We start from the raw sequence: 15,970 nt of genomic DNA, 5'->3' as shown, positions 1-15,970 counted from the left end.
TTTTCTGTCAGAATCAGAAGTAACGGAATTTCAGAATTTAAAAAATAAAAATTGGCTGAAAATAAGCGATTGGCAAAAATCGCTGTTGAAAATTCTGATTCTGACAAAATAAACACGTTATGAATCACATCATTATGCTGTATCTTAACCTTTAGAGAGAACTCATGGCTTATTTTTTTGAAATTCAAGACCTTTTAGAAAGTCAGCAACCGCTTCCCAAAAATGTGGTGCGGGTTTATGTTCTTGGAAAAACAGGTTCAGGAAAAACCACTTTTATTAGAGAAATCATGGGAACAGAACAAGATAATTTTCCTGTTACTGGTAAAAGCAGAACAACTACTGTTCCTACGGAATATATTCTGCACGAAGGGGCTGAATATAAAGCCACTGTAGTATTTAAAGAAAAAGAGGAAATACTAGATGCCATTCATGATGTTTTAGTAGAAGTCACCACGGAATTGCCTACAACAGAAAATGGTGCGATTTCTGAAATAGAATCTGAAGAAAAAATTAAGAAAATTGTGGAACTAATTTCTGAAACTCCTTGCCAAACAACGCGATTTAGCTATATTTTAAGCCACCAGCAACTACAAGAGATGGCGAAAGAAATTTATGCAGAAATGTTAATTCCTAATTCTGATGTAAAGGTACTTATCAAGTCTAAGAAAGAAAAAATGTATGATTGGATAAATGAATCTGTTAAGCAGATATGTCATTGTGACTTATCTATGGGTTTTTATTCTTATCAAAGGGATAATAAAGCTGATTTTATTGAAATCAGCAAAAAATTATTGTCTAACCAAGAAAATAGTCTCATTCCACTTTTATCATATATCAGAATAGAAGGGAAATTACTGGCTGGTCCATTTCTTCAGAAGAATGAGTCCATTATTTTAATAGATAGTGAAGGTATTGGGCATAATTTGAATGCGCTATCCAATAAACACTTTGATTTTTTGAATGTTGCAGATTATGTTTTTCTTATCGAAGAAGCTGATCAGCCATTTATATCGACAAGTTCAGCATTAAAGGAGATATTCGAGAAAGGTTATCTTGATAAATTTAAATTCATTTTTAATAAAGCCAATGCTGATGCTGAATCAAAAAAACAGGTAGAAAAAGCAATCCGTAATTTTAGTGTCAAAGATAGAAAAAAAATCACAGCAGCCTCCTTTTTTTTATCTGATAAAGCGATTCCAGATGCTAATTTAGCATCTGAAATCGCGGAATTGTTAGAACAAATTCCACTAGAAGTTGGAAAATTTATTAATACTTATTGCGACTGTAGTAATATTGATAAAATATTTTCCGATGCTTCATTTTCTCTCAATCTTTTACAAGAGTTCTTAAATAAAGTTAAGGATAGTCATTGGAAAAAAGTAGATGCGTTAAATCGCCGTATTGTTAATAAACAAGAGCAATATGGAGAATTAAAACCTGTTTACGAATTTTGCAATAGTATATTTAACTTATTTGATTTTGATGCGATTATAAAATTTAATCAACATGTGACTAAAGAAGAAAAAGAAAAGCGCATTAATAAAATGAAACAAGATTTTTTTCAACAGCTCTCAACTTATGGTCGTTGGCTACTCTTAGAACAGCAAAGAGAAAGTTGGCAGGCTGCATTAGAAATTTCAGGATCAGACACTAAGACTAAGCGAGAAGAGGCTATTGGAAAAATAAGCGATGCGATTACTGAACATGTTAAAAGTCGAGAGTTTAAAATGCGCGTTACACATAGTTTTAACGCCATTTGTGCCGCTGATCCAAGAATTAAAATCAGTGCCGCTGGTGCTGTTATAAAGCTAGAAATAAAGCAGTATAAGATAATTAAACAAGCCGAAGTAGAATTAGCGGGTTTAAGCGTTATTGCCGGAGAAAACGATACGGGAAAAAGTACGATTAGTAAAATATTTTATAATGAAATCACCAGTGCAGTTTCAAGAGCAAACGGCTTGACAAGGCTGAGACCAAAAGAACAGGAGTTGTATCAAGACCATTTTTATCCCATTTTCATAGGCAATCCTGATTTATTGGATAAGTTTTCTTATATCAAAAATACCTTTCTTTTAGCCGAACAATATGGGTTTAAATATGATTTACCTAAAACGGTGATAGACTTAATTTTACGCCTTGCTTCTAAAGAGACTAAACAGACTTCTTTCTCATCTGAATTATCAAATGATATTCAGCACATTATTAGAGGAAAACTCTCTTATAAAGAAATAGCAGATAATATTGTCTATGAAAAGGATTTGATCAATGAACCAATTTCCATGTTTGATACGGCCTCTGGGATTAAAATGTTTGGTGTCTTGCAGATTCTAATTCAAAATCAAAGTCTCAAGCAGGGTAGCATTCTTATTTTAGATGAACCAGAAATTCATGTTCATCCTAATTGGCAGTTAAAATATGCCGAGTTGATGATTGCACTGGTAAAGCAAGAGGTTCGAGTTTTATTGACTACACACAGCCATTATATGGTAGAAGCACTCATTCGCTATGCGTGGAAAGAAAAAATTGCGGATAAAATAAGACTTTATCTAACTGAAAAAGAAGAGCAGCAATCTATATTGCGTGATGTGACCAATGATAAGGGTAGAATTTTTGAGCAGCTATCAGAACCGTTTGCAGTATTTGATGCGCTTGACATTGAAGAGGCTTTTCATGGATAAATTATGTTTTGAGTTAAAAAAACAATATAACAGTTGTATTAAAACACTCAAAGAAACCAGTCGTGATACTGAAAATGAGGAGTATCTTTGTGACAGTAGAGTGAATGTTTTTGATTTCGATTGCATCACTAAAATAATGTACCCAATTGATACGCCAAAGTCATTTGACGCATTAATGGTGGTACCTCATGAAAATAAATACTTTTTGCTCATTATAGAATTCAAAAACCAACGTGCTAGTCAAATCAATAATAAAGACATGCAGGATAAATTATTAAAAAGTCAAAAAACTTTAGGAAAAATGTTTGAAATGTTAAGTATTGCTAGGGATGAATACCATTTTATATTTTGCGTCGTCTATTTGAACAGCAACCACTATGAAAAATTTAAATCTCATTTGGGAAAAACACTACATAAATTCGATCTCGAAAATTTTATTGAAGACAAAAAGCGCAGCGAAGTGATAACCCACGAAATTGATGTCTTGTGTAAAGAGTTTTTAAAATTGCAAAGTAACATACAGATTATCTCACCAAAATAGTGTGATTTTTAACGTGTCTATTTTGTCAGGATAAGAATTCACAGAATAAAAAATCTACGGAAAATAAATGATAGGTGTTTTTTATGAATTCATTTTATCATGATCACTTCGCGGGTAAACAAAGCGATGTCCGGCCGGGATAGAAAGTAACCTCATTCCCACCCACCAAAGGAGTTATTTCGATGCCAAAAATTTGGGCAAAAACAATTTTATTCTTAACGTGTTGTTTTCCTATTTTAACCGTGGCTGAATCTCCTTATGCGGGTAAGAAAATTCTTCATATTGCTTCTTATCATGAAGGGTTTCAATGGACAGATGGGATTAATCGCGGCATTGAAAATGGTTTAAAAGACAAAGGCATTGATTATAAAGTGTTTTATATGGACACGAAACGCAATTCCGCCGAAGAATGGAAGCAAACGGAAGCGGCTAATGCTAAAGCCTTTTTAGAAAATTTTAAACCCGATGTGGTGATGACTTCCGACGATGATGCGGCAAAATATTTAATTGTGCCGCATTATAAAAACGCGGATTTACCTTTTGTGTTTTGCGGGATTAACTGGGATGCGTCGCCTTATGGTTTTCCTTATGAAAATGTCACGGGAATGATAGAAGTTGAACTTATTCCTACCATTATTGGACATTTAAAACAACATGCTAAAGGAGAGCGAATTGGTACGCTCACTGTGGAAGGATTGACAGAACGGAAAGTTGTACAGAATTACAGTCGTATTCTTAATATTCCCATTACACAATCTTACTTTGCTAAAACATTTGCAGAATGGCAAGAAAGTTTTTTAAAACTGCAAACCGAAGTGGATATGTTGATCGTGCTTAATTACGTGGGGATTGCCGATTGGGACACCGAAGCGGCGATTAAATTCGTGGAAGAAAACACGCAAATTCCTGCGGGCGCGAGTTTCCCTTGGTTAGTACCGTTTACGCTATTGGGCATCACTAATGTGGCCGAAGAACAAGGTTTATGGGCTGCTCAAGCGGCTTTAAAAATTCTTGATGGCACGAAACCCATTGATATTCCCATTGTGCCGAATAAAGAAGGTAAATTATTTATTAATATGCGCATTGCCGATAAATTAGGCGTACAATTTAACCGTTCTTTATTAAGAACAGCAGAGATTATTCGGTAATTATTTTTTGTTTTGGGAATAGTCGATAGCCTCCCAAGATTTTAGGAATTTTGGGAGGTTATTTTATTGTTAAATCAAATTCACGTTATCATATTCAGACAAGAAACATTGCATTATTTTTTGTCCCTGATCACTGTTGGCCATTAAGGTACAGCGACGTGCTGTCATTTCATGATAAGATAATTGCAGGCAAATATCAGCACGTGGTAAATAAAGCCCTCCCTTTTCTGGCCATTCAATAAGAAAAACAAAAGGCGGATACGCTAAATAATCTCGAATGCCTAAAAAATCTAATTCTTCTGGATCATTCAAACGATATAAATCGAAATGATACACGGAACTTTGAGCCAAAAGATAAGGTTCAACTAAGGTATAAGTGGGACTTTTTACCCGGCCTTGATGTCCCAAAGCCTGAATAAAACCCCGTGCAAAAGTGGTTTTTCCCGCACCAAGCTGACCTTGCAAGTAAAAAATGCCTTGTCCTTGACACGCAAGGGCTACAGCGCGTCCCAGTGATTCGGTGGCTTGATCGTTGGCTAATTGATAAATCCATTCAGTCATGATAATTTTTTCTTTCTCAAAATTTTACCCATTTCATTATTCCAAACCATAGAGAATTAATAATGACACAATTAACCCATTTTAATGCCGCGGGTGATGCACAAATGGTTGACGTTGGTGAGAAAAATAGTAGCCAGCGTGTTGCAGTGGCATGCGGCAAAATAATAATGAATGCCGATACATTGCTTAAAATTCAAGAGGGAACACATAAAAAGGGTGATGTCTTAGCGGTGGCGCGTTTAGCGGGCATTATGGCAGCTAAGAAAACCAGCGATTTTATTCCATTATGCCATCCTTTATTATTAAGCCATGTGGCCGTCGAATTAGAAAGCCGTTTAGAAGAATCGGCCGTCTATTGTCAAGCTACCGTTAAAACCGCGGGACAAACCGGTGTAGAAATGGAGGCTTTAACCGCCGTGCAAATTGCTTTATTAACCGTTTATGATATGTGCAAAGCAGTGGATCGAGGCATGATTATTAGTGATGTAAAATTACTAGAAAAAGCAGGCGGAAAATCAGGACATTGGCAGCGTGATTAAATGATCACCAATTTGCGTTAAATCAGAATTGACAAAATAAAATAAAGGAATCCTCCATGAGACTTGAAACTGTTCCAGAATCATTGTTTCAATTTGCCCATCAATTAGCGGATCAAAGTGGGGATATTGTTCGGCGTTATTTTCGGACAAGCGTAGCCGTGGATGATAAAGCCGATCATTCTCCAGTCACAATCGCTGATCGAGAAATTGAACAGCTTATTCGACAGGAAATAAGCCGCTATTTTCCCACGCATGGTATTTATGGAGAAGAATTTGGCAGTACGCAATTAGAAGCAGAATGGATTTGGGTGATTGATCCTATTGATGGAACGAAATCATTTATTACGGGAAAACCATTATTTGGGACATTAATCGCGCTGTTATATCAACAACGTCCTGTGTTGGGCATTTTAGATCAGGCTTTTTTGCGCGAGCGGTGGTGTGGTGCAGTAGGACAACAAACCACGTTCAACGGCCAAGCCGTGCATACTCGTGTTTGCACCGCATTGGCACACGCCACGTTATATGCCACCAGCCCACTTATCTTTACAGAAACATCTCGCCCTTTATTTGAAAAATTGCAATCACAAGTAAAAATGTCAGTATTTGGTGGAGATTGCTATGCGTATGGTTTATTGGCGAACGGTTTTGTGGATTTGGTGGTGGAAGATACTTTAAAACCTTATGATTATTGCGCATTAATTCCGATTATTGAACAAGCAGGCGGAATCATTTCTGATTGGCAGGGGAATGCGCTTGGTTTACACTCAAAGGGACAAGTGATTGCATCTGGAAATGCCCATTGTTATCAACAGGCATTAACCGTGTTAAATGCTTAAATATGTCGTTATTCCTGCCAATATTTGGGATCACGGATGGCTTCGGCACAGTGGACTTGACCGCGCACCTCTCCAATCACACCCGAACGCAAAGCCTGCACCATCCACGCCCCAGCATTTTTTGGCAAAATCGGATGGGGCGCACTCAATCCTTTTTCGCCCGCCGGAATAAATCCGTATTTTTGATAATAGGCCGGATAACCTAACACGAATACAACATCAACCCCCTGTCGCAACAACAAAGCCAATCCAGTGGTGATGAGTTGTCCTCCGATGCCTTGATTTTGCCGTGCGGGATGCACGGCCAAAGGCGCAAGCAAGGCAGCACGCATCGAAGTCACCGGGACAATGTGAGCCGCAGTAAATAATATATGTCCCACAATATGCTCTTCTTCAACAGCCACTAACGATAACATCGGTTGTGCGGTGATGTCTGGTTGCAATTGGGTGAATAACTGAACTATTTCTTCCCCTTCCGAGGCACCAAAAGCAGATAACATAACCTGACAAATCGCTGCATTATCCAAAGCAGTCGCTTGACGTACGGTGTAGGAAGACCGGTTATCACTCATAAAAGATGACCCCTCAACAGCTAAGGGCAGACCAAGGTGTCTGCCCTAAAAAAATGCACCAATCCCACTAAGCCGCATAAACTCCGCGTGCCACCAAGAAATCTAATACGGTTTGCACCGACTGCTCCAAACTCAACAGGCTGGTATCAATCACCAATTCAGGAGATTCTGGCTCTTCATAAGGCGAAGAAATGCCGGTGAAGGCTTTAATTTCCCCTGCACGGGCGCGTTTATACAACCCTTTGACATCTCGCTCTTCGCACACCGTTAAGGGACATTGACAATAAATTTCGATAAAATCACCCGTATTTAACAAAGCCCGCACCTTATCCCGATCCGCACGGAAAGGCGAAATAAACGCCGTCAACACCAAAACGCCCGCTTCAACAAATAATTTCGACACTTCACCAATACGGCGAATATTCTCCACCCGATCCGCATCGGAAAATCCCAAATCACCACACAAACCATGTCTGACATTATCGCCGTCTAAGACAAAAGTGTGAAAACCTTTTTGGTACAATTCTTCTTCTACCGCATGAGCAATGGTTGACTTGCCCGCGCCCGATAAGCCCGTAAACCATAACACTTTGCTTTGATGGCGATTTAACTCAGCACGACGGGCGCGAGTGACGGTGGCATGATGCCATACAGTATTACTACTTTTATTTGTGGTCTGACTCATTTGACGAGTGACTCCTTAATGTGGTGTGATAAAACGGTTGAATAAAATAACGTGCAACCGAAACATGAAATTCAATAGACTTGCCTTATTCTGCACCAAAATGGGACAATAACAGCCTGATCTGATGGAGACAAATCGCTGGATATTGCGTTGCAGCAATAGGAATATTTTTTGCTGACTGGATGGGCGACTTTCATCGCACCTAAAACAATTAAAAAATGCTCAACGCGTTTATGAGTAAAGTAACGTCAATTTTTTATCGTGCAAGCGATATTTCACGTTGTGCGAAGTAAACGCCACCTCTAAAAATACGTTTAGCTTTGGGGTATTTGCCTGTGTCTTGTTATCCTTGTGCGTTTTACTGGCTCTGTTTTTTTCAAGGGCGGCAACGTGGTGTGCTGTGCCGATTTTTGGCGTTGATGCTGTTGTGTTCGTTCGGTGGGCTAAACAGTGCCAACGCCAATGAAGTACAGGAAATTCGCCTTGTCATTCAACAACATCGCACTTTTATCCCAGAACTCTCTGCCACTTTAGCCTACTTACAAACCCATTTTCCAGATTATCGCTTCACGGTGCAATTCATGACCACCACCGCCTTATTACAAGCAGCAGCGGCCGGACAACTTGAATTGGCACTGACTGATGCCGCGGTTTATCTGCGCTTACAACACAGTTACTACGCCCAACACCTGCTCACTTACCAATCCGCCCATCCCAAAACGCCTTACAGTCAGCAAGCCAGCGTGATTTTTACCCGTGCCGACCAGCATAAGCTAAACAACTTATCCGATTTAAGCAACCGCCGAGTGATGGCAACAACCAATGATGGTTTTAGCAGTTGGTTGCCGGCTTGGGGATTACTGTTGGAAGCTCACGTGTCTACCCGACGCGATTTACGGGCATTGTACTTTGTCAAAGACGACGATGAAGTGATTCCTGCCGTGTTCAATCAAGAAGTAGACGCGGGAGTGATCAGCGCGGGCAGTCTGGAACGCTGGCTTGAACAAGGTAAAATCCAAGCCGATAGCTTTAAAATACTCGCCGCTAAACCTATGGTTGAACACTTCCCTTTTGCGCACAGTACGCCGTTATACCCACACTGGGCTATCTCAGCCATGCCCCATTTACCCAAAACCATCAGCGATGGTTTAACCCAACACCTGCTTGCTTTATCGCCCAATCACCCCGTGGTGCAACAAGATGCTTATGCTGGATGGACAGTCACCGCCAACTATCGCGTGGTACAGCGTTTATTGCAGACTTTACGTCTTCCTCCTTACGAAGAATTTGGTAAAGTCACGCCGACGGCGTTATTAAGCCAATATGGGATTTGGATTTTTCTAACGGGCGTGGGTTTTTTATTGACGATCATTGCCAGTATTCACTTTAAGCACTTATACGACAAACTGCGCACGATGCAGTATGAACTGCACGGCGAACTGAGTGAGCGCAGACGCACCGAATTGGCTTTGCAAGAAGCGATGGCACAAGCCGAAGCCGCTAACGTCTCTAAAAGCCAATTCCTCGCCAATATGAGCCATGAATTGCGCACCCCCATGAATGCCATCATTGGTTACAGCGAAATGTTGCAAGAAGAAATGCAGGAATTGGGACACAGCGAATATTTAACCGATCTCAATAAAATTTATACCGCAGGTAAACATTTACTGGGCTTGATCAATGATATTTTAGATTTATCAAAAATCGAAGCCGGCAAAATGGAATTATTTTTAGAAACATTTCATCTTGAAGAAATGTTACACGATGTCATTACCCTGATTGAACCTTTGGTACAGAAAAAACACAACACGTTAGAGGTGCATTGTATCTACGATTTAGGCACGATGCACGCGGATTTGACCAAAGTCAGACAGAGTTTATTCAACCTGCTCAGTAATGCCAGTAAATTTACCGAAAATGGCGTGATTGCACTCTACGCAACGCGGGAAACCGTCGAAGGTGTGGATTGGGTGATTTTTCGGGTATGCGACAGTGGTATTGGCATGACCGAAGAGCAAATGCAGCGTATTTTTGAACCGTTTACCCAAGCCGACGCATCGACAACGCGACAATACGGCGGCACAGGATTGGGCTTATCGATCACGCGCAAATTTTGCGACATGATGGGCGGCAGCATCACCGTAGAAAGTCGGCCAGGCGATGGCAGTACCTTTATCATTCGCCTGCCAACCACCGTAGCCGCTCGCCATGAAGATGACAGCGAAGAATGGTTAAAACTAACGCCTTTGCTTGCTGTGAATAAAATCTTAGTGATAGACAGCGATACGGCAATCAGAGACCATTTAAAACGCACATTGACGCGAGAAGGGTTTAACGTTTACGTGGCTGATAATGTAGAACATGGTTTACTGTTAGCCCGCGATTTACATCCAACGGCGATTACTTTAGATATACAAATGGCTGAAGCCGATGGGTGGGCGATGTTGGCCACGTTAAAAACCGATACAGAACTGCAACACATACCGGTCATTGTGCTGTCTAATTTACAAAACCCAGAAACCGCTTATGCACAAGGCGCGGCTGAAGTGTTTACCAAACCCGTGGATCAAGGTCTATTAGCTAATACTTTAAAACGCTATCAATTAAACCATCAACCTTGTGCTTTAATCGTGGAAGACGACAAATCAACGCGAGAATTAATGCACAGCTTATTACTCAAATCGGGTTGGCGTGTCGCCCAAGCCGCCGATGGCGAAGTCGCGTTACAACACATGCAACACGATGTGCCTGATCTGATTTTGCTTGATTTATCGATGCCAAAGATGGATGGTTTTACTTTTCTGGATCAACTGCACCGCCACGCATTGTGGCAAGCTATCCCCGTGGTGGTGATTACTGCTCACGATTTGAGCCGCTCAGAACGCTTGCGTTTGGCGGGAAAAATTGAAACTATCTTGTGTAAAGGGGCTTATACCCGCGAAGAACTATTACAAAAAATTAATGGTCTAATTTATGCAGCCGCTAAAATGGAGGCACGAAATAAACCCCAGCCCCTCGAAACGTGATAAATTAGCCCCTCTAACAACCATGAACTCCAAAAACGCGAAAAACGAAGATTGAAAAAATACTTTATAATCAAAAAATTAGTTAAAATATCTCTCCCGCAACAACAAACAGTTGCTTGAATGGGCTGTCGGCTATAATCTTACACCAGTTTTTACCTTTTTTTACGACATAGCCGCCGGTACAATGTAATATAAAAATCCACGTCTTTAAGATGGGTCGTGGTTCTCATCTGTAATCCGACGCACTGTTTTTTCAATAAGGAGATTTTTAAATGCCCAGAATTCTGCTGGTAGAAGACAATGAAATGAATCGTGACATGTTGTCTCGACGCTTAGCGCGTAAGGGCTACGAAGTCGTGATTGCAACGGATGGCGGGCAAGGTGTGGATATGGCACACGAACATTTGCCTGACATTATTTTGATGGACATGAGTTTACCCGTCAAAGATGGCTGGACGGCCACCCGTGAACTCAAAGCCCATGAAAAAACTAAAAAAATTCCAATTATCGCCCTCACTGCCCACGCGATGTCTGGAGATCGAGAACAGGCTTTGGCGGCAGGATGTGATGACTACGATACCAAGCCTATTGAATTACCTCGCCTATTGGGCAAAATAGAAAACCTGCTTAACGCGCCCTCAAGCAACGCCTGATGTGAAGACCGCCGTAATGGACATAGAACACCCGGAATCCGCTGGCGACGGGCAATTAGTGGACATGGGTTATGGCCTGTTAGTACCAGCGACTTCGGTCATTGCCTACACCGACCTTTTGCTGACATACGCCAAAAATGAGCCTGCGGTTGCTTATTTAATCGAAGACCTCGAAAAAATCCTAGAATCCGCCAACAACTTGAAAAAACTCATTGGAGAACTGTTTGCCGATAACGGCAGCGATGTCTCTAATGAATTGATGGCGGGAGTGGTGAGCAGTCGAGTACGTCACGACTTACGCACACCGATCAACGCCATCATTGGCTACAGTGAAATGATCATTGAAGACTTATCCGATGCCGGTGAGGAAGAGGATATGTGCGCTGATCTGGATAAAATCTTAGGATTGGCGCGCCGCTTACTCAATTTAATCAATGATTTAAGCGTTGATAATAAAGAAAGCAACGACAATAAGATCAAAGCCAACGGCAGCAGCCCCCCTTCAGAGGCGGCGCGGCTCACTGCGTTTGCGCCGGCTTCGGCCGATACGTCGCGTAACAGTCAGCAACGTCTGGTAGATGAAGCCGTTAAAACGGTTCGCCGCAGCAATGAACAAATCGAATTGGTGGTGAAAGATGCGCGGCTTTTGGTGGTGGATGATAAGGAAAGTAACCGCGATTTATTGTCTCGTCGTCTGGAAAAACAAGGATTTCGGGTTGAAGTGGCGACTCACGGCGTACAAGCATTGGAGATGATTCGTCATAACAGTTACGATCTGGTTTTATTGGATATAATCATGCCGGAGATGGATGGTTACGAGGTGTTGGCCACGTTAAAATCTGAAGAAGATTTTCGCCATTTACCCGTGATCATGATTTCTGCTTTGGACGAAATCGACAGTGTCGTGCGTTGTATTGAAATGGGTGCGGAAGATTATTTGCAAAAACCATTTAACCAAGTGATTTTACAAGCAAAAATTTTTGCAAGCTTAGAACGGAAACGCCTACGCGACCGAGAACATGCCTTTTTACAAAAATTACAAGAAGAACAAGAAAAATCAGAAAAACTATTACTTAACATTCTCCCCAAACCCATCGCCGACCGTCTAAAAAGCGGAGAACATACGATTGCCGACAGCTTCCCTGAAGTCACTGTGATGTTTTCTGACTTAGTCAAATTTACTGAATTATCCGCCGGCATTTCCCCAACCCAATTGGTAGAAAAATTAAACGAAATTTTTTTAGCCTTCGATCTATTAGCGGATAAACATGGTTTGGAAAAAATTAAAACCATCGGTGATTCTTACATGCTGGTTGGGGGTTTACCGACTCCGCGGGCGGATCATGCGCAAGCGGTGGCGGCAATGGCATTAGATATGTTTACCGCTATTGAAGAGCTAAATCATAAAAACCGCTCGAATTTTAAAATTCGCGTTGGCATTCACACAGGCCCCGTCGTTGCAGGCGTAATTGGTAAAAATAAGTTTAATTATGATTTATGGGGAGATGCGGTGAATATCGCCAGTCGCATGGAGTCGCACGGCATCCCCGGCCAAATCCAAATTTCTGAAAGCACTTATCAGCGCGTTAAAAATCATTTTATCTTAGAAAAACGCGGCATTATCGAAGTGAAAGGAAAAGGAGAAATGGTGACTTATTTGTTGCTGGGTCACAAAAATTAATGCGCTAAACGCATGAGCAGAAAAGTAAACAGGATTTCCCGTGAAAGAAAATATCCTAGATGTCTTAATGTATCTATTTGAAAATTACATGGATGATGATGAACCCGTGAGTTTTGATCAAGAATCCTTGAAACAAGAACTGCTTAATGCCGGGTTTCCTCTTCATGAAATCAGCAAGGCTTTTGATTGGTTAGAGAGTTTAGCCCGCTATCCAAGCCTCGCCGAATCCACCGCAACCAGCCACAGTTCTACCCGTGTCTATCTGAAAGAAGAATGTGAAAAATTGGACATTGAATGTCGCGGTTTTCTGCTGTTTTTAGAACAAACGGGCGTTTTAGAAACCCAGAGCCGAGAGTTGGTCATTGACCGTATTATGGCATTAGACATTGACGAATTCAATCTGGAGCAACTGAAATGGGTGATTTTAATGGTGCTGTTTAATCAACCCGGACAAGAAGCGGCTTTTACTTGGATGGAAGATTTGATCTACGATGAAACAGTCAGTCTCTTGCATTAACTGGCCTGTCGATTAAACTAAGCACAGTGATTAAATTCTACTTGACGACTTCTTGTCGTCTGCGAGGCGTTGTTGGGAAAACAACTGCCGTGTCGTCCACTTTAACGCAAGCTATCTGTCGTGAGTAAAAATCTCGTTGTTGTTGAATCGCCTGCAAAGGCCAAAACCATTAAAAAATATCTGGGCAAAGACTTTGAAGTGTTAGCTTCTTATGGTCACGTGCGCGATTTGCTGCCCAAGGCGGGGGCGGTGGTGCCGGAAGCTGATTTTGCCATGAATTACCAATTGATTGAAAAAAATCAAAAACATGTCGAAACCATCAGCAAAGCCATGTCACACGCCGATGCGTTATATCTGGCCACTGACCCTGATCGGGAAGGAGAAGCCATTTCTTGGCATTTGTACGAATTGCTGCGCGAACGAGGTTTGCTCAACAACAAAGCGATTTATCGCGTCGCTTTCCACGAAATCACGCAGCGCGCCATTCAAGAGGCCATTCAGCATCCCCGTGAATTATCGATGGATTTGGTCAATGCCCAACAAGCGCGACGGGCTTTAGATTATCTGGTGGGGTTTAATCTTTCGCCGTTGCTGTGGCGCAAAATCCGTACAGGACTGTCAGCAGGACGGGTACAAAGTCCGGCCTTGCGCTTGATTGTGGAGCGGGAACAGGAAATTGAGCAGTTTAAGCCTCAAGAATATTGGACGATTGAAGCGGATAATAAAAAACAACGACAAAATTTTGTTTCAAGATTACAATTATTTCAAGGCGAAAAAATCGCCCAATTCAGTTTTACCGAAGAAGCCACTGCCACCGCCGCACGAGAAGCCCTATTGACGCTTGCACAAGGTCAATTGCGGGTGGTCAAAGTAGAGCGAAAACAACGCAAACGCCAGCCTGCGCCTCCCTTCACCACGTCCACCTTGCAGCAGGAAGCCTCGCGTAAACTGGGTTTTCCTACCCGTAAAACGATGCAAGTGGCACAACAACTCTACGAAGGGATTGATATTGGCAATGGTGCAGTGGGTTTAATTACGTATATGCGTACTGATTCGGTGAATTTGGCCGAAGATGCCATTAGTGAAATGCGAGAAGTGATTACGGCGCGTTATGGCGAAGACGCTTTACCCGATAAACCCGCAACTTACAAAACCAAGTCGAAAAACGCCCAAGAAGCCCATGAAGCCATTCGTCCAACAGCCGCAGCGCGTTATCCCGAAGACATCAGCAGCCATTTGACCGCCGATCAAAATAAACTGTATACACTGATTTGGAAGCGAGCGATTGCCTGCCAAATGACCCATGCCACACTGAATACAGTAGCGGTGGATTTAGCCTGTGGAGATGAGAAAAATCTCTTTCGTGCCACGGGTTCTACTTTAGCCAAACCGGGTTTTATGGCGGTTTATCAAGAAGATGTCGATGATCGCGCCACTGAAGATGAGGAGGGTAATAAAATGTTACCCGATATGGAAGTGGGTGAACTGATTGATTTAAAAGGTATTCGTGCTGAACAGCATTTTACCGAGCCGCCCCCACGTTTTACAGAAGCCAGTCTGGTAAAGAGTTTGGAAGAATTTGGGATTGGTCGTCCTTCGACTTATGCCACGATTATTTCTACGCTGCAACAACGCGAATACGTTATTTTAGAGAAAAAACGCTTTAAACCCACCGATATTGGTCGGGTGGTGAATCGTCTATTGACTGAGCATTTTACCCGTTATGTTGATTACGATTTTACGGCGCGATTGGAAGACGATTTAGATGCAGTGTCTCGTGGGGAAGAGCCGTGGATTCCGTTATTGCATCGTTTTTGGGGAGAATTTAAAACCCTGATCGACATCAAAGCCGAAACCGTACAACGTAAAGATTTGGTACAAGAAGCCCTAGACGAATCTTGTCCTAAATGTGGTCATTCTTTGGTGAAGCGATTGGGACGGAATGGTTCATTTGTCGGCTGTTCCAATTATCCCCAATGCGATTACACGCGCAATGTAGACGACGATGGCAGCGAACCTCGTCCCGAAGCCGCGCCTGCGGTGGTGGTGGAAGGGCGGAGTTGTCCGGCGTGTGGTGCGCCGTTGCACGTTAAAAAAGCGCGCTCGGGCAGTCAATTTATCGGTTGCAGTGCCTATCCCAAGTGTAAACACACGGAATCAATGCCGGAAGATAACACAGGAGTCACTTGTCCTTCTTGCCAGCAGGGTGTTTTGACCCGTAAAAAATCGCGTTTTGGGACTTTTTTCTACGCCTGTTCCAACTATCCCACTTGCACCTACGCCGTTTCCAATCCGCCGATTGTCGAAACATGTCCTCAATGCCAGTGGCCGATTTTGACGGTAAAAACCACCAAGCGACGCGGCACAGAAAAAGTTTGTCCCCAAAAAACCTGCACTTACAGCGCACCCGCGCCTGAATTAGCCCCGCCGCCAGAGGAAACAACAGCGGGTTAAAACAGATTCAGCAAACTCCCATCCCAACGATTCACGTTGGGATGCCGCGATGTACGAATTAACAAGGGCTTATTTT

Annotated in this window: 13 protein-coding genes; 10 read left to right on the top strand and 3 right to left on the bottom strand. The window is 42.1% G+C overall.

The genetic code is table 11. The features are described from left to right. Nucleotides 1-164: 164 nt before the first annotated feature. The 3 genes from TPSD3_RS00245 (at nt 165) to TPSD3_RS00235 (ending at nt 4,367) form a co-directional block, all read left to right on the top strand. Nucleotides 165-2,678 carry an AAA family ATPase gene (locus TPSD3_RS00245; RefSeq protein ID WP_086486594.1) on the top strand — a complete coding sequence of 838 codons (2,514 nt, stop codon included), beginning with the start codon at nt 165-167 and terminating at the stop codon, nt 2,676-2,678. Further along, complete coding sequence (locus tag TPSD3_RS00240) at nt 2,671-3,219, top strand: hypothetical protein (RefSeq protein WP_086486593.1); 549 nt, start codon at nt 2,671-2,673, stop codon at nt 3,217-3,219. The genes TPSD3_RS00245 and TPSD3_RS00240 overlap by 8 nt, the downstream gene beginning before the upstream one ends. A 182-nt stretch (nt 3,220-3,401) precedes the next feature. Next, entirely contained in the window at nt 3,402-4,367 is a 966-nt protein-coding gene (locus tag TPSD3_RS00235) for an ABC transporter substrate-binding protein (protein WP_086486592.1), read from the top strand. Nucleotides 4,368-4,436: 69 nt separating this feature from the next. Here the strand turns inward: TPSD3_RS00235 and tsaE are convergent, their stop codons facing one another. Beyond that, nucleotides 4,437-4,928, bottom strand: coding sequence for a tRNA (adenosine(37)-N6)-threonylcarbamoyltransferase complex ATPase subunit type 1 TsaE (tsaE, locus tag TPSD3_RS00230; protein ID WP_086486591.1), 492 nt, complete (start codon nt 4,926-4,928; stop codon nt 4,437-4,439). Between the two features lie 62 nt (nt 4,929-4,990). Here tsaE and moaC point away from each other — a divergent pair, with 62 nt between their 5' ends. Further along, nucleotides 4,991-5,467: a cyclic pyranopterin monophosphate synthase MoaC gene (gene moaC, locus TPSD3_RS00225; RefSeq protein ID WP_086486590.1), complete on the top strand. Its 477-nt coding sequence runs from the start codon at nt 4,991-4,993 to the stop codon at nt 5,465-5,467. Between the two features lie 56 nt (nt 5,468-5,523). After that, nucleotides 5,524-6,306, top strand: coding sequence for a histidinol-phosphatase (gene hisN / locus TPSD3_RS00220; protein WP_086486589.1), 783 nt, complete (start codon nt 5,524-5,526; stop codon nt 6,304-6,306). An 8-nt stretch (nt 6,307-6,314) separates the two neighbouring features. Here the strand turns inward: hisN and TPSD3_RS00215 are convergent, their stop codons facing one another. After that, complete coding sequence (locus TPSD3_RS00215; RefSeq protein WP_086486588.1) at nt 6,315-6,878, bottom strand: GNAT family N-acetyltransferase; 564 nt, start codon at nt 6,876-6,878, stop codon at nt 6,315-6,317. Between the two features lie 67 nt (nt 6,879-6,945). After that, nucleotides 6,946-7,563 carry an adenylyl-sulfate kinase gene (gene cysC / locus TPSD3_RS00210; RefSeq protein ID WP_086486587.1) on the bottom strand — a complete coding sequence of 206 codons (618 nt, stop codon included), beginning with the start codon at nt 7,561-7,563 and terminating at the stop codon, nt 6,946-6,948. Nucleotides 7,564-7,898: 335 nt separating this feature from the next. On the opposite strand from cysC, the gene TPSD3_RS00205 reads away from it, so the two are divergent. The 5 genes from TPSD3_RS00205 to topA all read left to right on the top strand — a co-directional run bounded on the left by TPSD3_RS00205 (nt 7,899) and on the right by topA (nt 15,894). Then, nucleotides 7,899-10,589 carry a response regulator gene (locus tag TPSD3_RS00205; RefSeq protein WP_086486586.1) on the top strand — a complete coding sequence of 897 codons (2,691 nt, stop codon included), beginning with the start codon at nt 7,899-7,901 and terminating at the stop codon, nt 10,587-10,589. A gap of 272 nt (nt 10,590-10,861) precedes the next feature. Next, nucleotides 10,862-11,242, top strand: coding sequence for a response regulator (locus TPSD3_RS00200; protein ID WP_086486585.1), 381 nt, complete (start codon nt 10,862-10,864; stop codon nt 11,240-11,242). A 16-nt stretch (nt 11,243-11,258) separates the two neighbouring features. After that, on the top strand, nt 11,259-12,923 hold the full coding sequence (locus TPSD3_RS00195; RefSeq protein ID WP_217884320.1) for an adenylate/guanylate cyclase domain-containing protein: 1,665 nt from the start codon (nt 11,259-11,261) through the stop codon (nt 12,921-12,923). 40 nt (nt 12,924-12,963) lie between these two features. Further along, on the top strand, nt 12,964-13,440 hold the full coding sequence (locus tag TPSD3_RS00190) for a DUF494 family protein (RefSeq protein ID WP_086486584.1): 477 nt from the start codon (nt 12,964-12,966) through the stop codon (nt 13,438-13,440). A 120-nt stretch (nt 13,441-13,560) separates the two neighbouring features. Next, a complete protein-coding gene (gene topA, locus TPSD3_RS00185; protein ID WP_086486583.1) occupies nt 13,561-15,894 on the top strand; it encodes a type I DNA topoisomerase in 2,334 nt (777 codons plus the stop codon). Nucleotides 15,895-15,970 lie beyond the last annotated feature (76 nt).

Origin of the sequence: Thioflexithrix psekupsensis (genome assembly GCF_002149925.1) — a bacterium.
Taxonomy (GTDB): domain Bacteria; phylum Pseudomonadota; class Gammaproteobacteria; order Beggiatoales; family Beggiatoaceae; genus Thioflexithrix; species Thioflexithrix psekupsensis.
Note: the sequence above shows the minus strand (reverse complement) of the source record. Positions and strands in the feature narration are given on the sequence as shown.